The sequence below is a fragment of the Woodsholea maritima DSM 17123 genome (genome assembly GCF_000382325.1).
Lineage (GTDB): Bacteria > Pseudomonadota > Alphaproteobacteria > Caulobacterales > Maricaulaceae > Woodsholea > Woodsholea maritima.
Map to the genome: position 1 here is coordinate 360442 of NZ_KB908056.1, position 18305 is coordinate 378746.

20 protein-coding genes and 1 tRNA gene are annotated in these 18305 nt (G+C 56.2%); 6 read left to right on the forward strand and 15 right to left on the reverse strand.

The features are described from left to right. Nucleotides 1–128: 128 nt before the first annotated feature. Complete coding sequence (locus H151_RS0101795) at nucleotides 129–764, reverse strand: peroxiredoxin (protein ID WP_019959911.1); 636 nt, start codon at nucleotides 762–764, stop codon at nucleotides 129–131. A gap of 110 nt (nucleotides 765–874) precedes the next feature. Here H151_RS0101795 and H151_RS15170 point away from each other — a divergent pair, with 110 nt between their 5' ends. The 3 genes from H151_RS15170 to H151_RS0101810 all read left to right on the forward strand — a co-directional run bounded on the left by H151_RS15170 (nucleotide 875) and on the right by H151_RS0101810 (nucleotide 3245). Next, nucleotides 875–1372: a SixA phosphatase family protein gene (locus tag H151_RS15170; RefSeq protein ID WP_019959912.1), complete on the forward strand. Its 498-nt coding sequence runs from the start codon at nucleotides 875–877 to the stop codon at nucleotides 1370–1372. A gap of 86 nt (nucleotides 1373–1458) precedes the next feature. After that, nucleotides 1459–3024 (forward strand): glycosyltransferase, encoded by a 1566-nt coding sequence (locus tag H151_RS15175; protein ID WP_019959913.1) that lies wholly within the window; start codon nucleotides 1459–1461, stop codon nucleotides 3022–3024. Nucleotides 3025–3032: 8 nt separating this feature from the next. Then, entirely contained in the window at nucleotides 3033–3245 is a 213-nt protein-coding gene (locus H151_RS0101810; protein WP_019959914.1) for a hypothetical protein, read from the forward strand. On the opposite strand, the gene H151_RS0101815 is transcribed toward H151_RS0101810, so the two are convergent. The 5 genes from H151_RS0101815 to H151_RS0101835 all read right to left on the reverse strand — a co-directional run bounded on the left by H151_RS0101815 (nucleotide 3238) and on the right by H151_RS0101835 (nucleotide 5880). After that, entirely contained in the window at nucleotides 3238–3876 is a 639-nt protein-coding gene (locus H151_RS0101815; protein ID WP_019959915.1) for a YqaA family protein, read from the reverse strand. The genes H151_RS0101810 and H151_RS0101815 overlap by 8 nt on opposite strands. A 79-nt stretch (nucleotides 3877–3955) precedes the next feature. Then, nucleotides 3956–4029 (reverse strand) — tRNA-Gly (locus tag H151_RS0101820). A 68-nt stretch (nucleotides 4030–4097) separates the two neighbouring features. Further along, nucleotides 4098–4607 (reverse strand): hypothetical protein, encoded by a 510-nt coding sequence (locus H151_RS0101825; RefSeq protein ID WP_019959916.1) that lies wholly within the window; start codon nucleotides 4605–4607, stop codon nucleotides 4098–4100. Between the two features lies 1 nt (nucleotide 4608). Continuing rightward, nucleotides 4609–4812, reverse strand: a complete 204-nt coding sequence (locus tag H151_RS0101830) for a helix-turn-helix transcriptional regulator (protein ID WP_019959917.1) — start codon at nucleotides 4810–4812, stop codon at nucleotides 4609–4611. A gap of 21 nt (nucleotides 4813–4833) precedes the next feature. Then, nucleotides 4834–5880, reverse strand: a complete 1047-nt coding sequence (locus H151_RS0101835; RefSeq protein WP_019959918.1) for a 2'-deoxycytidine 5'-triphosphate deaminase — start codon at nucleotides 5878–5880, stop codon at nucleotides 4834–4836. Between the two features lie 140 nt (nucleotides 5881–6020). Here H151_RS0101835 and apaG point away from each other — a divergent pair, with 140 nt between their 5' ends. Together apaG and H151_RS0101845 are read left to right on the forward strand one after the other, a co-directional pair. Continuing rightward, nucleotides 6021–6413, forward strand: coding sequence for a Co2+/Mg2+ efflux protein ApaG (gene apaG / locus H151_RS0101840; RefSeq protein WP_019959919.1), 393 nt, complete (start codon nucleotides 6021–6023; stop codon nucleotides 6411–6413). A 15-nt stretch (nucleotides 6414–6428) separates the two neighbouring features. Further along, nucleotides 6429–7883 (forward strand): TrkH family potassium uptake protein, encoded by a 1455-nt coding sequence (locus tag H151_RS0101845; RefSeq protein WP_019959920.1) that lies wholly within the window; start codon nucleotides 6429–6431, stop codon nucleotides 7881–7883. Here H151_RS0101845 and H151_RS16780 read toward each other — a convergent pair. The 4 genes from H151_RS16780 to H151_RS0101865 all read right to left on the reverse strand — a co-directional run bounded on the left by H151_RS16780 (nucleotide 7880) and on the right by H151_RS0101865 (nucleotide 11560). Further along, nucleotides 7880–8434, reverse strand: a complete 555-nt coding sequence (locus H151_RS16780; protein ID WP_019959921.1) for a methyltransferase family protein — start codon at nucleotides 8432–8434, stop codon at nucleotides 7880–7882. The two genes, H151_RS0101845 and H151_RS16780, sit on opposite strands and share 4 nt — an antisense overlap. Nucleotides 8435–8515: 81 nt before the next feature. Further along, nucleotides 8516–9457 carry an Hsp33 family molecular chaperone gene (locus H151_RS0101855; RefSeq protein WP_019959922.1) on the reverse strand — a complete coding sequence of 314 codons (942 nt, stop codon included), beginning with the start codon at nucleotides 9455–9457 and terminating at the stop codon, nucleotides 8516–8518. 30 nt (nucleotides 9458–9487) lie between these two features. Beyond that, on the reverse strand, nucleotides 9488–10669 hold the full coding sequence (locus H151_RS0101860; RefSeq protein WP_019959923.1) for an aspartate aminotransferase family protein: 1182 nt from the start codon (nucleotides 10667–10669) through the stop codon (nucleotides 9488–9490). Nucleotides 10670–10735: 66 nt separating this feature from the next. Beyond that, the gene (locus H151_RS0101865; protein WP_019959924.1) at nucleotides 10736–11560 is read right to left on the reverse strand and encodes an ABC transporter permease; all 825 of its coding nucleotides are present in this window, start codon (nucleotides 11558–11560) and stop codon (nucleotides 10736–10738) included. A 271-nt stretch (nucleotides 11561–11831) separates the two neighbouring features. Between H151_RS0101865 and H151_RS0101870 the strand changes: the two genes are divergently transcribed. Further along, nucleotides 11832–12404 (forward strand): GcrA family cell cycle regulator, encoded by a 573-nt coding sequence (locus tag H151_RS0101870; protein WP_019959925.1) that lies wholly within the window; start codon nucleotides 11832–11834, stop codon nucleotides 12402–12404. Between the two features lie 73 nt (nucleotides 12405–12477). Here the strand turns inward: H151_RS0101870 and phoB are convergent, their stop codons facing one another. The 5 genes from phoB to pstC are packed head-to-tail and all read right to left on the reverse strand — an operon-like array spanning nucleotide 12478 to nucleotide 18203. Next, nucleotides 12478–13170, reverse strand: a complete 693-nt coding sequence (gene phoB, locus H151_RS0101875) for a phosphate regulon transcriptional regulator PhoB (protein ID WP_019959926.1) — start codon at nucleotides 13168–13170, stop codon at nucleotides 12478–12480. A 24-nt stretch (nucleotides 13171–13194) separates the two neighbouring features. Beyond that, nucleotides 13195–13905: a phosphate signaling complex protein PhoU gene (gene phoU, locus H151_RS0101880; protein ID WP_019959927.1), complete on the reverse strand. Its 711-nt coding sequence runs from the start codon at nucleotides 13903–13905 to the stop codon at nucleotides 13195–13197. A 27-nt stretch (nucleotides 13906–13932) separates the two neighbouring features. Continuing rightward, a complete protein-coding gene (gene pstB, locus H151_RS0101885) occupies nucleotides 13933–14802 on the reverse strand; it encodes a phosphate ABC transporter ATP-binding protein PstB (protein ID WP_083918355.1) in 870 nt (289 codons plus the stop codon). Then, nucleotides 14756–16507 carry a phosphate ABC transporter permease PstA gene (gene pstA, locus H151_RS0101890; protein WP_019959929.1) on the reverse strand — a complete coding sequence of 584 codons (1752 nt, stop codon included), beginning with the start codon at nucleotides 16505–16507 and terminating at the stop codon, nucleotides 14756–14758. Before pstA ends, pstB begins: the two co-directional genes overlap by 47 nt. Then, nucleotides 16500–18203 carry a phosphate ABC transporter permease subunit PstC gene (gene pstC, locus H151_RS0101895; protein ID WP_019959930.1) on the reverse strand — a complete coding sequence of 568 codons (1704 nt, stop codon included), beginning with the start codon at nucleotides 18201–18203 and terminating at the stop codon, nucleotides 16500–16502. Before pstC ends, pstA begins: the two co-directional genes overlap by 8 nt. Between the last annotated feature and the right edge of the window lie 102 nt (nucleotides 18204–18305).

Consider the following 18305-nt stretch of genomic DNA (forward strand, 5'->3'; position numbering starts at 1 on the left):
CTCCAAGATTTGTAAAGCTCACTTTCCACTATATGGAAAGCGAGCTTTACGTCAAGCCCCCTTGTCATCATCGCATAAAAAAGAGCCGCCCTAGGGCGGCTCTGATGCATCACTCAGCGTTAAAGCGCTTATTTATTGGGTTGCGGCGTGGTGCGCAGATAAGGCTTGATCTTAGTAAAGCCTTTTGGAAACAGCTTTTCTGCGTCTTCATCAGACAGGGTCGGCACGACAATCACATCTTGACCATCTTCCCAATTCACCGGGGTCGCGACTTTGTACCCATCCGTCAATTGCAGAGAATCGAGTAAACGCAAGACCTCATTGAAGTTACGCCCTGCGCTAGGGGGATAGGTGAAGGTTGCACGGATTTTTTTATCAGGATCAATGATATAAACCGCACGCACCGTCACTTTGGCGTTCGCATTGGGGTGGATCATCGAATAGAGATCAGACACCTTCTTATCGATATCGGCAATGATCGGGAAATTCACCGCGCAATGTTGCGTCTCTTCAATGTCTTTGATCCAAGCCTTATGATCTTCCAAAGGATCAACCGACAGTGCGATGGCCTTTGCATTGCGCTTGGCGAATTCATCTTTTAATTTCGCAGTATAGCCCAATTCTGTTGTGCACACAGGGGTATAATCCGCTGGATGTGAGAAGAAAATCACCCAATTATTACCAATCCAGTCATGGAAGTTGATATTGCCTTCGGTGGTTTCAGCGTCAAAATTCGGAGCGACATCGCCTAATAATAAACCCATGTTTTTTCTCCTTCAGCCGTGACGGCGATAAAAAACCAGTATTTACTTGGACCTCACACCGCACACTTACAAGCCCCCTTATTGTCACGCCTCATCGAAAAGGGTCCCTCATGCCTCACATTATCTTGATGCGCCACGCCAAAGCCGTTGACCGCCTGGAAAGCGATGACGATTTTGATCGCGCGCTCAATGAGCGCGGGCAAAGACAAGCGCGCGAAGCCGGTGAGATTATGCGCGCTGCTGGGATTACCTTTGATGTGGCGCTGGTTTCCCCGGCGCTTCGTACGCAGCAAACCTGGAAAGCGGTGAATGAAGTTCTAGGACAGGACGTTGAAGTTCAAGGCGGTATGAGCCTCTATCATGCCTCGCCAGACATGCTGCGCCGTGCCCTGGATGACGCCCTGCAAACTCATACCTCGCTCATCCTCATCGGCCATAATCCCGGCATTGGCGCGCTGATCCATAGCCTGTGCGGCGATGTCGGCCAGCTGCAAGGCCTGCCCCCAGGCTGGCCAACATCTGCTTTTATGGGCTTTAAGCTTGAGGGGACAAATTTATCCCAGATCATAGCGCGAACGCTCCATCACAACCCTAAGGCGCAGAACTAAGAGAATTTAGAAACCTCTGATCGCTCGAAGAAAATTCCATTTTCCCCCACACTTCACAGCTTGTGGAAACACCAGGGGGATCAAAGGTGGAGCGCACAGCCAGCATCACGGTCCTATTCAAAGACGGGCAGACTTCCCCCCCGGCTAATACGGTATTAAAACCGACGCACCTTTCCGACCCTGCCGCCCTTGTCAGCCTGTTTCGCCAGCCGGCGACGCAGCCCCAAGCCCCCAACTCCGGCCCGAATGCCAGCCTCATCACCTATCAGGCGTTTCGCGCCGCCTTCGCCCTGAAACGCAACTCTCCTGAAGCCTGCCTGGGCACGCCCTGGCCTGCGGCAAAATTTTATCAAGCAAGCCTGCCGCCTTGCATGTTCTTGCTGGGACTAATAATCGTCGCCCCCCTCTTTACGCTCAAGGCATGCGCGCTGTGTTTAAGCCTGGGCTTTATCGCCCTCAGTCTTTTTCGCTTGAGCGCAACCTTGTCCACGCCGCTCAAAGCAAGCTTTCCCGCGCGCCAGCCCGATCATAGCCTGCCCAAAGTCAGCCTGATCCTTGCGCTCTATCAAGAAGCCAATAGCGTTGAAGACCTGATCGGGGCCTTAAAAAAACTCGACTACCCTGATGATAAGGTCGAAATCTTATTGGCCATTGAGCAAGATGATGTTGAAACGCTGTCCAGGGCCGCACTGGCCATTTTAAAAGATAAACGCTTTCGCCTTATCCCCATCCCGCTCATCGGCCCGCGCACTAAACCTAAAGCGCTCAACTTTGCCTATTTGCAAAGCCGCGGGGACATTATTGCGGTTTATGACGCCGAAGACGCCCCCCACCCCCAGCAAATTCGCCATGCCGCCGCAGCGTTCGCCCAGAACCCCAAGCTCGGCTGTGTTCAAGCGCCCTTAGGATGGTATAATGCACATGAAAACTGGCTGACCCGGCAATTCACCATGGAATATGCCGCCCACTTTCATGTGATTTTACCCTATTTCTCACGTCTGGGATGGGCACTGCCGCTTGGAGGCACCAGTAATTTTTTCCGCCGCCAAGCCTTAGACGAGGTCTGCGCCTGGGATCCGTTTAATGTTACCGAAGATGCCGATCTGGGCTTTCGTCTGGTCAAAGCTGGATGGCAACTGGATATGATCGCGCCGGGGACCCTGGAAGAAGCGCCCCTCACCTTAGAGGCTTGGCTCAAGCAACGCTCACGCTGGCTCAAAGGTCACGCCCTCACCTGGCGTATACACGTACAACGCAATGCTAAAGGCGAACCCATGGCCTATAAAGATCAAGCCGCCTTGCATCTTTGCCTCGGGGCGGGCGTTCTTAGCGCATTGATCCATGCGCCGACCCTCTTGGCTATCCCCACCGGCCTCGTCTATGCCCTCCTTCGCCCCCAACCTTCGGCCCTACTGCTCCTCTCGGTCATCACTGTGGCCATCTGCGGGCTCAGCCATCTATGGATCTTGCAAACCGGCCTGAAGCGCGCCCAGATGAAAGTCGGGCTTTGGACCCTACTCAGCGCCTTCGCCTATTGGCCTTTGCAAAGCCTGGCTGCATGGCGTGCCTTGCGCGAACTGCTCACGGCCCCCTATCTGTGGCAAAAGACAACGCATGGCCAATCCAAACATAACCGCCATGCGCCACATTAGGGCTCGTTATGGACTTCACCACCACCCTCATCGTTTTGACGATATGTGTCGCCCTGTTCGGATTAAGCGCCTGGCGCTCTAGCCACCGCGCGGACCCCAATCGCGGCGTCAGGCTGATCCCCTGGACCTTTTTGGCCTTGATATTTGCGGTATTTTCTCTGGTGGTTCTCGCCCATTTTGTCAGCTTTTTCGGGATTACGACCGGCGGGCGCTTTAGCTGATAAAAATCATCACAAAGAGGATAAAGAAAATCGCAAAAAAGCTGGCGATGATCAAGCGGCGATAAAGCCCAGGCCAGCTGCGCCACCAGCGAATAAGCGGCGTCCCAAAGCAGTAGACCAACAGCGCCATCGTGCCATAGCGCACCGCGCGCCCGCAGGCGATGGCCACCATGACTGCACCGGCATTTAACCCCGCTAACCCCGCCGCCAAGCATGTCACCTGAACCGGAACCGGGGTCATCATGGCCATGAACACCGCCCAGGGGCCTTTGTCATACAAATGAGCCTGCCAATAGCTTAAGCCTTCGCCAACATCGGCCCAGCGCTCCACATAGGGCGCGATGAGGCTCGAAGCCCCCAGCCCCAGGGCAAACATCACCGCACCGCCCACAACAGAGCCCAAGGTCACCGCAATCGTCGCCGGTAACACCGCTCCGCGCCCGCGTAACATCACGGCCAATAAAGGAAATTCTATCGGCCAAGGTAGCAGCGTCGATTCAATCACTGACCCGGCGAACAACCAGATATATGCGCGCCATCCGCGCGCCATACCCGCCATACGCATCCGCCAATAGCGAAGGCGCACCTGACGCGCCAAACGATTAGATTGCGAGTGCGTTTCAGAAGCCATAACCCGCTTATATCGAGCTTCGCACGCACTGTCGCGCGGCAAACGCGCACAGCAATCAACAAAGTAACAGGAAATAAGTTGGAGCGGGTGAAGGGAATCGAACCCTCGTCGTAAGCTTGGGAAGCTTCTGCTCTACCATTGAGCTACACCCGCGAGCAAGCGCTTAGATAAATCACTTTTTGCGGCTTTGGCAAGCGCCTCAAAACAGGCTCACGCGCGCCTTACGCATCATGATAGCGCCTGAAGCAGGCACGAGCGATCATATAGCTGGCACACCAAACCACCAATAAAGGAGCGCCAATCAAAGTGTCGACAAAGGGCTCCATCAAGGGAAACCATGTCGTCAATGACACGCTGATCACCCATAAAATGACCGAAACGATCATGCCCGTACCTAAGGCCTTAAATTCAATCATCCGCTCTAATTCATCAAGGCGGCGATACCACCCCGTATAAAGCCAACCATAACCGCCTAGAATGGCCAGAATAGTCAGCACAAAAACACCAATCACCAGAGCGGGATGCACCCCCAGCCAACCGGCCAAAGGCACAGCGCCCTCAAAGCCGCGCTCCACCGCTTGTTCGGTTAAGCTAGAGCCCAAGCCAATCACAAAAGTCGGAATAACCGCGGCAAAGATCGACCATAATGACCAGCAATCGGCCCGCGTGGGGCGAATGATCTGGATAAGAAAGCTGAGAAATCCGCGTCGTTCTGTCTGATCGTCGTCCATTTTAACCCTCCCCCTCATCGTCTGAAAAAATATCTTCGATTTTCAGATCAAAGACCCGCGCAATTTTAAACGCCAATGGAAGCGAGGGATCATAGCGCCCGGTTTCAATGGCATTGACGCTCTGGCGCGATACCCCCAGGATTTCCCCCAAGGCATTTTGGCTCCAGCCCCGCTCAGCGCGTAATTCTTTGAGATGGTTTTTCATTAGCCTGTTTTAGCCCGATTTTTATGGCCGCAACAACCGAGGCCAGCTCTGATCGCGCCAATGGCGGAAATGTTTCGACAGTTTAAGCCCTTGAGCCTGATAATTCGAGCCTGATGCGCCATAGGCAATCGCAACGCTACCGGCCATCGGCTCATAGACCAATTTCGCGATGGATTGACCATGTTCCAGAATAAACGGCACATCGCGCCCACGCACCTCCAGCACCGCACGCGCGCCGCCACATGCAACCCCAAAGCCGGGATCGAAAAATCCAGCATAGTGCGCGCGAAACTCACCGATCTCGGGCGCAATGGGGGCCATCTCCGCGGCGTCATGGATAGGGATCTCTACCGGCTCGCGCGAGGCGAGGATGTAAAACTCACCCGGATCCAAGACCAATTGCCCGTTCGGGGCAAATAAAGGCTCCCAATAGGCCAGCGGATCATGTCCCCCCACGTGGGACAGATCAACAAGGCCCGCATGGCGCTTGGCACGAAAGCCCACCGGTTCGCCCTGAGGATGCTCCAGATCCACGCTCAAGACCAAGGCATCTCCGCCTTGGGCTTCACCGCGGCGAAGGCGCACCTGAACCAGGCGATCACCCGGGCGCGCCAACACCGGGAAGGTGCGCGGGCTGATCTCCACATAAAGCGGGCCTTGATAGCCCGCCGGGGCGCGATCAAAGGCCGTGCCCTGATCGGTGATCACGCGGGTAAAGACATCCAAGCGCCCGGTGGAGCTTTTGGGATTCATCACCGCGTGAAGATCCTCGCTGAGATTGAGGCTCTCTTGCAGCGGGGCCAGATAGACACAGCCCGTCTCCAAGACTGCACCCGGTGTCAAATCCATTTCATGGATGACCAGATCACCCTTCAAGCACGCTTCGATAGACCGGTTCGGACCCGGTAAGAAGCTGGCGCGCAGGCGATAGACCTTATCCGACAGGCGAAGGTCTAAACTGGCCGGTTGGATTTGATTGTCCGCCAAAGGCGTTTGCGTGCGTAAAACCCCCTGCTCAAAGGCTTGATAAAGCTCACGATCAGGCAAAATGCCGGGGGCTGGGGACATAAACTACACTCTGAGGCTAGGAATCGTTAAACCAAGATGGTCCTAACATGGCGTCAGCACACGCGATCTGTCCAGCATCCCTTGTGCGATCAGCGCATTCAGGTCAGTGTAGAGCCCCAAAACGAGCGGGTGGTAAGATCATGTATGAAAGCGTGACCCAGGGGATTGTGGTTCGTGTTCAGCCTGATTTTCTTGAAGGCGAATCCACACCGGAGGAAAACCGGTATTTCTGGTCCTATCGGGTGGAAATTGAAAATCGCACCGGCGAAAGCGTGCAATTAATGACCCGCGAATGGCGCATCACCGACGCACGCGGGCGTACCCGCATCGTCAAAGGTGAAGGCGTGGTCGGCGAACAGCCCGTGATCAGGCCGGGTGAACGCTTTACCTATACTTCAGGCGCCCCCTTAGAGACCTCATCCGGCTTTATGAGCGGTTTTTATGGCATGAAGATCAGTGATGGCACGCCCTTCCTGGCGACCATTCCCGCCTTCGCGCTTGATTATCCCTTTGATAACACGACCCTTCACTGATCGGACACCAGCGCCATGACCGCATCTGGCCGTACGGTCATCTTTGCCCTGGGGGCGCTGTTGGCTGCGCTATCGCTGGCGCAATTCATCCCGGCCATTGTCGATCTGCATCATGATGCACAAAGCGCCCATGCCTTCTTTGGCTCAGCCGTATTTGGATTTTTCCTTGGTGGGCTGATGGTGTTCTTCGGGCGCGGCGGAGAAAAGCGCCTGACCCCGCGCGGCGCGATCATTCTGACCGGGGGATCCTGGTTCATGTTGTCCATCGCCTCGGCCCTGCCGCTCGCGCTCTCGGGCGTCGGGCTATCCTGGACCGATGCCCTGTTTGAAGCCACATCAGGCATTACCACCACCGGGGCCACCGTGATGACGGGGTTACAGACCCAACCGGCGGGCATTTTACTCTGGCGCGGGATTTTACAGTGGATTGGCGGCATCGGTATCATCGTCACCGCCATGGCGATCTTTCCCTTCCTGGGCATTGGTGGGATGCAGCTTTTCCGCATGGAAAGCTCGGACCAATCGGACAAGGCTCTGCCCAAAGCTGGGCAAATCGCGGCCTCTGTCGCCCTCGTCTATCTGGGACTAAGCGTCTTATGCATGTTCACCTATTCAGTGGCGGGTATGAAGCCGCTGGATGCGATCATCCATGGCATGACCACGGTCGCCACGGGTGGATTTTCCACCCATGATGGCTCAATCGGGGCCTTTGCCGATCAAGGCGCAGATCTGATCGCGCTGGTCTTCATGATCGCGGCGGGCCTACCCTTCTTGCTTTATCTGCGCGCCTTACAAGGGCGTCCCTTAGATCTCTTCAAAGACAGTCAAGCGCGCGCCTTTTGTCTTGTCGCCTTTGGCGCATGCGCTTTTATGAGCTTGTGGCTCGCCACCCAGGATATCCTACCTGATCCGGGATCCGCCTGGCGGGTGGCCAGCGTCAATGTGGTCTCCGTGCTCACCGGCACCGGCTTTGCCAGTGCTGATTTTGCCACCTGGGGCGGCGGGGCGGCGACCTTTTTCTTTCTTTTGATGTTTGTCGGGGGGTGTGCCGGCTCCACGACCTGCTCGGTCAAAATCTTCCGCTATCAGATCGCGGCCTCAGCGCTGCGCGCCTATATCGAGCAATATGCCCGGCCCAACTCCGTGCGCCCCGTACGCTATCGGGGCAAAGCCCTGCCCCAACAAACTGTGCGCTCGGTTCTGGGCTTTCTCTTCGCCTTCATCGCGACCTTTGCGGTCAGCGCCTGTCTGTTGGCCGCGATGGGTCTGGATACCGTCACCGCCCTTTCAGGCGCGGCCACCACCCTCGCCAATGTCGGGCCTGGCCTAGGCCCCATCATCGGGCCCGCTAGCACGTTTCAAGACCTGCCAGACATGGCCAAATGGGTGATGATCCTTAACATGCTGATTGGCCGGTTGGAGGTTTTCACGGTGCTCGTCCTCCTCTCCCCACATTTCTGGACCCGCTAGATAAAGCGGCGCACGCGGGCCTTATAGGCGCGATAATCCTCGCCATAGACCTGTTCTAGCCACGGTTCTTCATAAAAAGGCGACACTGCATAAAAGGCGGCCCACACCGCCAACAAGATCAACACCCACGCCGAAGGGATAAGAACGGCCCATCCCGCCATCCCGATCCAACTGGCCACATAAATCGGATTGCGCGAGTGTGCGAACCAGCCGCTGGTACATAGGCCCTCATGCGCGCCAAAAGCGTTTTTCCAGCCCATCGACCAGATGATCCGGGCCGCCAGGCCAAACCCGGTTATCAGCACCGCTAGCCCCGCGCCCATACGAACCCAATCTTCAAGGGCTGCGGGCCAGCGGATCTCAAAAATACTCAGAACAATCAAAGGATAGATGAAGGCGCGAAAGCCCCACATATAGGTCGCATAAGCCCAGCTTTTGCGGCTGAGCGCGGGCCAGAATTGAAACGCACTGACCCCGGCCTGCACCCCCATCAATCCACCCAGAAAGAGCGCACTGGAAAAGGATATCGCGAACAAAATATGTGACAACATTCTGCTTTCCCTAAGCTTTCGATAGCTTAAGGGTAAATTGAATGCGCGAACAAGTGTGTTTTTATTGAGGCGGTCTGTGTTTTAAGCCTTCGGCTCAATCTCTGCCGGATCAAAATTCCAGTCGCGATTACAATATTCGCACGTCATCACAATCTGCCCATCACGCACCATATGGGCGCGGTCATCGTCTGGAAATTGCGAGAGGATCGAGGCCAAACGCTCACGCTCACACGTACAGCGCTTGATCACGGTTCGCGGTTCAAACAGGCGCACGCCATCTTCATGGAACAGCCGATAGAGCAGCTTGCCCACCGAAATCGTCTGATCGAGCAATTCTTGATCTTCAGTGGTTTCGAACAGCGCTAAGCCATGGTCCCAGTCTTCCTGAGTGGCCGGGCGGGCATGATCACCGGGGAGTTTTTGCAGCATGGCCGCACCGGCGCGCCAGCTGGCTCCTTCACCGGTAATGCTTTGGCCGACGGCCAATTTGATCCGGGTGGGCACTTGTTCCGATTGCGCGAAGTAATGCTCGGCGCAGGTCGCAAGGCTAGGCCCTTCCAGGGCGACAATGCCTTGATAGCGATCCATGTCAGAGCCCTGATCAATGGTCATCGCAAAACTGCCCTGGCCGAGCAAGAGTTCAGCGCCAGGACGCGGGCCATGCTCGGCCTCCAGCGCTTCCACCGCTTCGCGATCAAACTGGGCAAAGCCGCGCACCCCTTCACCGGTGGCAAAATCGGCCACGACGAATTTCACAGGGCCAGATTTACCACTCGCCTGAACAATCAAGCGGCCATCAAATTTCAAGCTGTCCCCGACCAGCAAAGCCAGTAAGGCGGCTTCACCGACCAAGGCCGCGACCGATTCGGGATAGTCATGGGCGGACAGGATCTCATCCATGGTCGAGCCCAACTGGGCCATACGCCCCCGGATGGGGCGCTGGTCCAATTGGAAAGCGGCAACGATATTGTCCGCCTCGCCTAAAGGGTCATCGCCATGAACCGGGGTCTGCGCATCCATCATTGATCAATCCTGTCCTATCCCAAAGCCTGATTAGGCTGACTTCAATGCGCCCAAAGCTTCGTCCAGAAGGGCGACAGCATCGCGCGCATGGCTTTCTTCAATATTCAGCGCCGGGGCCATACGGGCCACATTATCGCCCGCCGCACCAATCAGCAGATGACGATCGCGTGCAGCCACCACCAGGTCTTTATTGAGGAAGCCCTCACGCAGTTTCAGACCCACCAACAGCCCCTTGCCGCGCACCTCTTCGATTTTGTCTTTATGGCTATCGGCCAAACCTGCAAGCTGTTGATGCAGAAAGTTTGACACCTCGATCACATGATCAAAGAAACCGTCTTTGGTAATCTCATCATAAACGACATTGCCCACAGCCATGGCCAGCGGATTACCGCCAAAGGTCGAACCATGGGTGCCGACCACCATGCTGGCGGCCGTTTTTTCATTGGCAAGACACGCGCCCATGGGGAAGCCGCCGCCCACCCCCTTGGCCACCGCCATGATATCAGGCTGGGCATCCCCGGCCCATTCATGGGCCCACAACTTCCCGGTCCGCCCGGCCCCGCACTGCACTTCATCATAAATCAGGACCAAGCCATGCTCATCACACAGCTGGCGGATCTGGCGCAATTGCGCTTCGGTGAAGGCACGAACCCCGCCCTCGCCCTGCACGGGCTCCAAAATGATCGCGGCGGTTTCTTCGGTGATGGCAGCTTTCAAAGCCTCCATATCGGCGAACTCAACCTGGTCGAAGCCCTCCATGCGCGGGCCAAAGCCTTCGAGATATTTCGCATTACCCCCGGCATTGATCGCGCCAAAGGTCCGGCCGTGGAACGCCCCGGTGAAGGAGATGATGCGATAACGATCAGGACGGCCATTGGCAAAGTGATAGTGGCGCGCGGTTTTCAGCGCGCATTCAATGGCTTCGGTGCCGGAGTTGGTGAAGAAGACCCGGTCAGCAAAGCTGTCACGGGTATATTTCTCAGCTAATTCATACCGCCCGCGCACTTTGAACATGTTCGAGGTGTGCCACAGCTTCTCCGCCTGCGCTTTCAGCGCCGCCACGGCTTTGGGATGAGAATGGCCCAGCGCATTCACCGAAATGCCCGAGATGAAGTCGAGATAGCGCGTGCCATCTTCGGTGAACATATACGCCCCTTCCCCACGATCAAACATCAGATCTGGCGGAGAATAGGTATCCATCAAGGCATTCATAGGCGGGACCTCCCAAGGAACTGGCTGAGACAAATATTTTATAGGGCTAGGTTTAGGACGGCCCTGCTAGCTCTTCAAGCGCCAGCCCGAGTGTAGAAGGAGGTAGCTTGCAGTTAAAAGCACTCCATTGATGGCTCCGATCACCAAAACCCCGATCCAAATCTGACTATCCGCGACGCCGATGAAGCCATAACGGAAGCCATCAATCATATAAAAGAAAGGGTTAAAGTGGGTGATGGTCAAAAATGGCTCCGGCAAAACCTCTACTGAATAGAAGGTGCCTGACAGAAAGGTCAAAGGCATGATGACGAAGTTTGTCACAACGGAGAGATGGTCAAATTTCTCCGCCCACACCCCGGCAATCACCCCAATGGCAGACAGCATGATCGCTGCACCCAAGCCGAAGTAAAAAATCGCCCAGATATGACTGATCGGCACGGCCACAAAGGGTATCACCGCTAAGCCCGTCACCGCGCCCACGATAACACCGCGCGTCACCGCCCCGCCAATAAAGGCCACCGCCAGCTCTACCGACGACAGCGGCGGCATCAGGAAGTCCACCGTATTGCCCTGAACCTTGGCCACGATCAGAGAAGAAGAAGAATTGGCAAAGGCATTGTTTAAAATGCCCATCATGATCAAGCCGGGCAGCAAAAACGCCGTATAGGGCACACCATGAACCTCACCGCGCTGGGCGCCAAAGGCCAGCGAAAACACCATCATGAACAATAAGGTCGTCGCCACGGGAGCCGCAATCGTCTGGATCGAGACCTTCAGGAAGCGGAAAACCTCTTTCTTATAAAGGGTCCACAAGCCCAACCAGTTGACCAGACCCACCGGGCGCGGCTGCGGTGGATTAGGCTGCGCGGTAATTTCTGCTTGATCGCGCATGGGCGACTCCCTCTATAGACGGGTGATCCGGGTTGGAAGCCTTATTTAGGCAAGACCTTAGCCTCTGCCCACCCCTACAAGAGGCTGGTTTCATTTTTCCACAGCAAAAGTGCGTGAGTTATCCACGGCTGGATGAAGCGCGCATCTTGTGTCTTTGCGCACTGCGGATACTGTATCTCGTGGATAGCGCAAGATATTGCGGAAGTGGTTACCAAATCCTCAATATCTTGAGAAAATAACAGTGAGCCTAAAAGGCAAGGAGCGCACGGCCATGGCGTGGACAGATGATCGCGTTGAAACCCTTAAGAAACTTTGGTCTGAGGGCTTAAGCGCAAGTCAGATTGCCAAACAATTGGGCGGGGTGACCCGCAATGCCGTTATCGGCAAAGTACACCGCCTGGGCCTATCGGGCCGCGCGACGCCGTCTCGCCCGCCTCAGCGTCGTGTGACGACCCCCAAGCCGACACAAGCGCGCGTGGCCAAGCCTTCTGCGCCTGCGCAAGTGAAACCGGCTGCAAAAATCGACGCGACCAGCGCGAAGCCCGCGCCTGTCCCTGCCGTTGCTGAGCGTGTTGCCCCAAGTATTCCGGTTGAGGCCCAGCCTTTGCCCAATGGTGAATACGCCACCGTTTTGACCCTAAAAGACAGCATGTGCAAATGGCCCATCGGTGATCCGGCCGATGCGACCTTCCGCTTTTGCGGACGCAAGTCCCAGCCCGGTCACGCCTATTGCGATGCCCATGCCAGCATGGCCTATCAGCCCCAGCAAAAGCGCAAGCGCAAAACCACTGATGCCAACAGCGTCCTGGACGCGCTAGGCACCGGTCGGCGTGCCAACGTCTAAGCCCGCTCTATCCAAACAGATAAAAGCCGCTCTCGTTCGAGAGCGGCTTTTTTTAGTCGACATGTCGGCGTGATTACATCGTGCCGCTGGTATCCAGGGCATAGCCCACAGAGCGGACCGTGCGGATCGGGTCGATCTCGTCGGTCTTATTCAAGGCCTTGCGCAAGCGCCCGATATGAACATCGACCGTGCGCTCTTCCACTGAGACATTGCCCCAGACGGCGTTGAGCAATTGATCCCGGCGGAAAACCCGGCCCGGATACTGCATGAAGTAATCCAACAGCTCGAATTCCTTGGGACCCAAATGAATATCACGCCCACCCCGGGTTACACGGTGCGCCACCCGGTCAATGGTGATATCGCCGCACGTCACCTGATCATCAGCCAGGGCCGGACGCACCCGGCGCAACACCACACGCACGCGCAAGATGATCTCTTCGATGCTGGTGGTCTTGATGACATAATCATCCGCGCCGGTTTCCAGCCCGCGGATACGATCACTTTCTTCCCCGCGCGCGGTCAGCATGATGATGGGCAGATTGCGGGTTTCATTGCGCCCGCGCAGACGCCGGCACAGCTCAATCCCGGAAACCTTGGGCAGCATCCAGTCCAGCAGGATCAGATCGGGTTGTTCTTCTTCGACCAGAAGAATGGCTTCCTCACCATCCTGGGCCACAGAGACCATGAAGCCTTCACGCTCTAGGTTATAGCGCAACAGCTCTGCAAAAGCGTCTTCATCTTCGATGACGAGAATATGCGGTTTCATCGGTAGGGTTCCCTCAGCCTTCCATTAAGTAGCATCAAGTTCCGGGCGCGGACCGCGCGGGCGTTCCCGCGTCAATTCCTCACCCGTCACCAGGAAATGCACGACTTCAGCAATATTCGTGGCATGGTCCCCGATCCGTTCCAAATTCTTGGCCACAAATAACAAATGCGCCCCCGGCCCGATCAGACGTTTGTCCTCGGCCATGAAGGTCAGCAATTCACGAAACAGCGCCGCGTAATGTTCATCGACATCATCATCGCGCGCCCACACGCCCACCGCCTGCTCAGCTTTCCCGGTGGCATAGGCATTTAGAACTTGATTGAGGTGGCCCTGGACCAAGCGCCCCATCCGCTCAACCGCTTTATTGAGCGCACTCGGCTCAATCTCAGAGAGCGGTTTAACGCGCCGCGCGCTGCTTTTGGCCAGATCACCCACACGTTCGAGATCAGAGATAATCTTCAAGGCTGAAATCGTAGCACGCAGATCGCCCGCCATCGGTTGGCGCAACGCCAATAGGCGCAGGATCTGCTTTTCGATATCGCGCTGCATATCATCAAGCTTTTTATCGCGCTCAACGACACTCATCGCCAGATCAATATCGCGCGTCACCAAGGCCTCGATGGCATCCGAGACAAGGCTTTCGGCCAAGCCGCCCATGCGCGCGACATCCGCGGTGAGTTGCTCCAACTCCCCCGAAAACGCCTTTACCGTATGTCCACGCCCAAGTGGGGCCATGACATGTCTCTCTTTTCGTCTCTACCCTTAACCGAAGCGTCCCGTGATATAATCTTGGGTGCGGGTATCCTTGGGGTTGGTAAAAATCTCTTCCGTCGGGCCATATTCCACCAGGCGGCCCAGGTGGAAAAAGGCCGTTGATTGCGACACACGCGCGGCCTGGGCCATCGAGTGGGTCACCATGATAATGCAGTAATTCTCACGCAGCTCATCAATCAGCTCTTCAATGCGTGCGGTCGCAATGGGGTCGAGCGCCGAACACGGCTCGTCCATCAAGATCACTTCTGGATTGACGGCAATGGCGCGCGCAATCACCAGGCGCTGCTGCTGGCCACCGGAAAGGGCGGTACCGGGCAGGTCCAGACGATCGGCCACCTCTTCCCACAGACCCGCTTTACGCAAAGCTGTTTCCACGATGGCATCATGTTCTTCTTTGTTTTCCGCCAGGCCATGAATACGCGGGCCATAGGCCACATTATCATAAATCGACTTGGGAAACGGGTTCGGCTTTTGGAAGACCATGCCCACGCGTGCGCGCAGGACCACGGGATCAACGCTGCGATCATTGACCTCTTCGCCATCAATCCGCACCGAGCCGGTGACCTTGGCCGTATCAATGGTGTCATTCATCCGGTTCATACACCGCAAGAAGGTCGACTTCCCGCAGCCCGATGGGCCGATAAAAGCCGTCACCGAGCGATCAGGGATATCCAGCGACACATCGAACAAGGCCTGCTTGTCAGCGTAAAAGACATCCACGCCGGTCGTTGCGACTTTGATTGGCAGATTGCCAGTCAAAGGATGGTAGGTCGCGCCAGATTTTGCCGTAGGTGTATAATCGTCGACCAACTTACCATCTCCGTTCAAAGCGTCGACGCAGATAAATTGCGAACGCATTTAGAATAATCATCAGGCCCAGCAACACCATAATGGCCGCGGCCGTGCGCATCTCAAAAGCCCGCTCCACCCCACTGGACCACAGATAGACCTGAACCGGCATTACGGTTGCGGGCTCTAAAAAGCCCCCCAGCGACAGGCTGGGCGCATCGGCAATGAAGGCCACCATGCCGATCATCAACAAAGGGGCCGTCTCACCAAAGGCTTGCGCCAGACCGATAATCGCCCCGGTTAAAATCCCCGGCGCAGCCAAGGGCAGAACATGGTGGAATACCGTCTGCATGCGCGAGGCCCCAATGCCCAAAGCCGCTTCGCGAATGGACAAGGGTACCGCTTTCAACGCCGCGCGCGAGGAAATAATCACCGTTGGCAAAGTCATCAGAGCCAAAACCATACCGCCCACCAAGGGGGCCGAGCGCGGCAGGCCAAACCCATTGATGAACAAGGCTAAGCCCAACAAACCGAACACGATCGAGGGCACCGCGGCGAGGTTGTTGATATTGACTTCGACCCAATCGCTCCAGCGATTTTTGGGCGCAAACTCTTCTAGATAGATCGCAGCGCCCACCCCAATCGGCACAGCCAGCAGCATGGTCACCATCATAGTCAGGACCGAACCAATGGCTGAGCCTAAAACCCCCGCTAGTTCAGGTTCGCGCGAATCCGCGCGGGTAAAGAGCCAGGTGTTGAACCGCTTTTTGACAAAGCCGCGCTCCTCCAAGGCCCGCGTCCAGACAATCTGGCGATCAGTCAATCGCGCGGCAGAGGCAGGCGTTTCCAAAATCCAGCGGGTCCAGTGACGCGCTTGCGCCAAGTTTTCCAGAGGGAGAACCACTTCACCCTCAGCCGAGCGCCCATCTGCGCTCAAACGGGTGACGCGCACCACGCCCTCATTCACCCGCACCAACAAGCGCGGCCCATCGGGCTGCAAGGTTAAACCCTCAGTATTGAGCCGGGTAACCCGCTCGCGCCATAACTCACCGGTGCGCAATTCGCGCTGAGCATTCGCACGCTCGGCTTCAGCGGTTTGGGCGTCGATGCCCGGCAAAGACGCCCGGTCAAAAGCGGCGCTGGCACGCGCTTCTGCCGCTTCGGCACGTGTGATATAGGCCTCACGCACCAGTGTCAGAAAGCCTTCAAAAACAGGAGCCGGACTGGACAGCGCCACCCCATCTTCATGCTCGATCAGGCTCAGCGGGGCTTCAACATCCTCAAAACGCTCTTCAACCGAGCGCCCTTTTAGATAGAGGTCCACATCATCTGAAATCGGCATTTCATAGGTGACGGTCTCACCGATCAAATCCGGACTTTTGACGACTTTTTGTAAAAGTCCCGCCGCATTAACCGCCGTGTAGAGCCCAAAGAGTTCGCGCATGTGCGCGCGCGAGGTCACGCCGGGAAACTCCGTTTCCAGCGCCGTTTGCATCATGCGATTATAGCTGCCGCGCCGCAGAGACGATTCGCTGCGATCTCCACGCGGATCGGCCAAATCAGGATCGATCACGACATTCAACGTCAAAGTATGGGCGCTAAACGCAGACACGGCCTTATAGCCAATCGAGCCCAACAAAATCAGCAAAACCAAAATCGCGACACCAATCGCCGACAGGCCATAGACCTGAAAGCGAATTTCCGCGCGATGGCGCTGGGCCAATCGACGCGCTACCGCATCACTGATCTGGGGCGCGCGCTTAAACTCAGTCATATTTTTCCCGATAGCGCTGCACCACCCGAAGGGCGATAATATTCAAAAGCAAAGTCAACATGAACAAAACCAAGCCCAACGCAAACGCAGAAAGGGTTTTGGCGCTGTCAAATTCTTGGTCGCCAGTCAAAAGCGCGACGATTTGCACCGTAATCGTCGTGACCGATTCCAGCGGGTTAATCGTTAGATTTGCCCCCTGCCCGGCGGCCATCACCACAATCATGGTCTCACCCACGGCGCGCGAAACGGCCAATAAAATAGCCCCCACAATGCCCGGTAAAGCGGCAGGCAACACGACCGCACGCACAGTTTCAGACTTGGTCGCCCCCATGGCGTAAGAGCCATCGCGCAAGGTCTGCGGCACGGCATTGATGACATCATCGGACAAAGACGACACGAAGGGGATAATCATCACCCCCATCACCAGACCCGCCGAAAGCGCGCTTTGCGTCGCGGCATTTTCATAGCCCAACATTAAAGCGACATCGCGCAGGAACGGGCCCACAGTCAGCAAAGCAAAGAAGCCATAGACCACAGTAGGAATGCCGGCGAGCACTTCCAAAATCGGTTTGGCCCAGCTGCGCATCAACGGGCTGGCATATTCAGAAAGATAAATCGCGGACATCAAGCCAATAGGCACCGCCACCGCCATAGCAATCACTGTGATCAGCGCTGTGCCAGCAAATAAAGGCACGGCCCCGAAGGCCCCGCTCTGGCCGATTTGATCGGAGCGAATGCCTACTTGTGGGCTCCAATGCAGCCCTAACAGGAATTCATGTAAGCGCCAATCAATCGCCCCAAAAAAGCGTAAGCTTTCAAAGATCAACGAGCAAACGATACCTAATGTCGTTAGAACCGCGATGACGGAGGTGGCGAATAAGAGCAGGGACAGCGCTTTTTCGACATGATTGCGCGCGCGAAACCGCTTGGCGATTTTACCACGAGAGAAGACCAGCCCCGCGAGCGCCAAAGCCAGCGCCAGCCCGGCCACGCTATAGCGTAGAATCTGGTGATAGGGTCGAAATAACGCGCCCGCCGCGCGCAGTTCAGGCGTATCACGGCTTGCTAAAGCTTCATCAAAGGCATAGGCGCGCATATTACTGATATAAAGCTGGCGGCGTTCAGGGGGTAGATGGCTAAACTCAAACCCCGCACGCGCGGTAAATCCATCCCCCTCCACAGGCGCGCCTTGAAACACGCCCAGATAGATCTCTTCCTCACGCGCATCGATTTGATTGATCAGTGAAATGCGTTGCGAAGACACCTCTGGCAAGCGCGCGCGTAGATCTTCATAGCGTTCGGCCTGAACCGTATTTTCACGGCGAATATAGGAAATTTCACGCTCAACCGCCTCTAACTCCGCGGTGGATTGTACAAGCTGCTCTTGCAAATCCTGATAGAGCTGATCTTGGTCCAGCTGCGCTTCATATTGCGCGACTAAAGGCGCGCCAGCGCGCTCCAAGTCCTTCAGGACCAACATGTTGACGAGGCCCGCCCCGATCACGCCATAGACCGCCAACAATAAAAATGCCGGTGCCCCGACCCATAACGCAATATAATAGCCATAATAATTGGGTAGAGAATGCAGGCTCGCCGCACGCCCCCGTCCCGCGCCGTAGGCACGTTGGCGTCCGATATAAAATCCAATTGCGGTCAACACCAGCAAAGCCAGTGCTGTAAGCAGCGAGATATGCATAGAACTCCTTAGGGAAATCCCTTTATAGTCTTCACCTTACCCAAATGATCGCCAGCCCCCCATCATTTGAGTAACGGCCAATGTGCCGTGAAGCCGTAAATC

What these genes read in the sequence shown, in the direction of transcription:
- phoB (WP_019959926.1), bottom strand. Translation starts at nt 13,170, where the DNA reads ATGAAACCGCATATTCTCGTCATCGAAGATGAAGACGCTTTTGCAGAG.
- H151_RS0101865 (WP_019959924.1), bottom strand. Translation starts at nt 11,560, where the DNA reads ATGCGCGATCAAGCAGAAATTACCGCGCAGCCTAATCCACCGCAGCCG.
- H151_RS0101825 (WP_019959916.1), bottom strand. Translation starts at nt 4,607, where the DNA reads ATGGACGACGATCAGACAGAACGACGCGGATTTCTCAGCTTTCTTATC.
- H151_RS0101830 (WP_019959917.1), bottom strand. Translation starts at nt 4,812, where the DNA reads ATGAAAAACCATCTCAAAGAATTACGCGCTGAGCGGGGCTGGAGCCAA.
- H151_RS0101810 (WP_019959914.1), top strand. Translation starts at nt 3,033, where the DNA reads ATGGACTTCACCACCACCCTCATCGTTTTGACGATATGTGTCGCCCTG.
- H151_RS0101815 (WP_019959915.1), bottom strand. Translation starts at nt 3,876, where the DNA reads ATGGCTTCTGAAACGCACTCGCAATCTAATCGTTTGGCGCGTCAGGTG.
- H151_RS0101795 (WP_019959911.1), bottom strand. Translation starts at nt 764, where the DNA reads ATGGGTTTATTATTAGGCGATGTCGCTCCGAATTTTGACGCTGAAACC.
- pstA (WP_019959929.1), bottom strand. Translation starts at nt 16,507, where the DNA reads ATGACTGAGTTTAAGCGCGCGCCCCAGATCAGTGATGCGGTAGCGCGT.
- H151_RS15170 (WP_019959912.1), top strand. Translation starts at nt 875, where the DNA reads ATGCCTCACATTATCTTGATGCGCCACGCCAAAGCCGTTGACCGCCTG.
- H151_RS16780 (WP_019959921.1), bottom strand. Translation starts at nt 8,434, where the DNA reads ATGTTGTCACATATTTTGTTCGCGATATCCTTTTCCAGTGCGCTCTTT.
- pstC (WP_019959930.1), bottom strand. Translation starts at nt 18,203, where the DNA reads ATGCATATCTCGCTGCTTACAGCACTGGCTTTGCTGGTGTTGACCGCA.
- apaG (WP_019959919.1), top strand. Translation starts at nt 6,021, where the DNA reads ATGTATGAAAGCGTGACCCAGGGGATTGTGGTTCGTGTTCAGCCTGAT.
- H151_RS0101855 (WP_019959922.1), bottom strand. Translation starts at nt 9,457, where the DNA reads ATGATGGATGCGCAGACCCCGGTTCATGGCGATGACCCTTTAGGCGAG.
- pstB (WP_083918355.1), bottom strand. Translation starts at nt 14,802, where the DNA reads ATGCGTTCGCAATTTATCTGCGTCGACGCTTTGAACGGAGATGGTAAG.
- H151_RS0101845 (WP_019959920.1), top strand. Translation starts at nt 6,429, where the DNA reads ATGACCGCATCTGGCCGTACGGTCATCTTTGCCCTGGGGGCGCTGTTG.
- H151_RS0101835 (WP_019959918.1), bottom strand. Translation starts at nt 5,880, where the DNA reads ATGTCCCCAGCCCCCGGCATTTTGCCTGATCGTGAGCTTTATCAAGCC.
- H151_RS0101870 (WP_019959925.1), top strand. Translation starts at nt 11,832, where the DNA reads ATGGCGTGGACAGATGATCGCGTTGAAACCCTTAAGAAACTTTGGTCT.
- H151_RS0101860 (WP_019959923.1), bottom strand. Translation starts at nt 10,669, where the DNA reads ATGAATGCCTTGATGGATACCTATTCTCCGCCAGATCTGATGTTTGAT.
- phoU (WP_019959927.1), bottom strand. Translation starts at nt 13,905, where the DNA reads ATGGCCCCACTTGGGCGTGGACATACGGTAAAGGCGTTTTCGGGGGAG.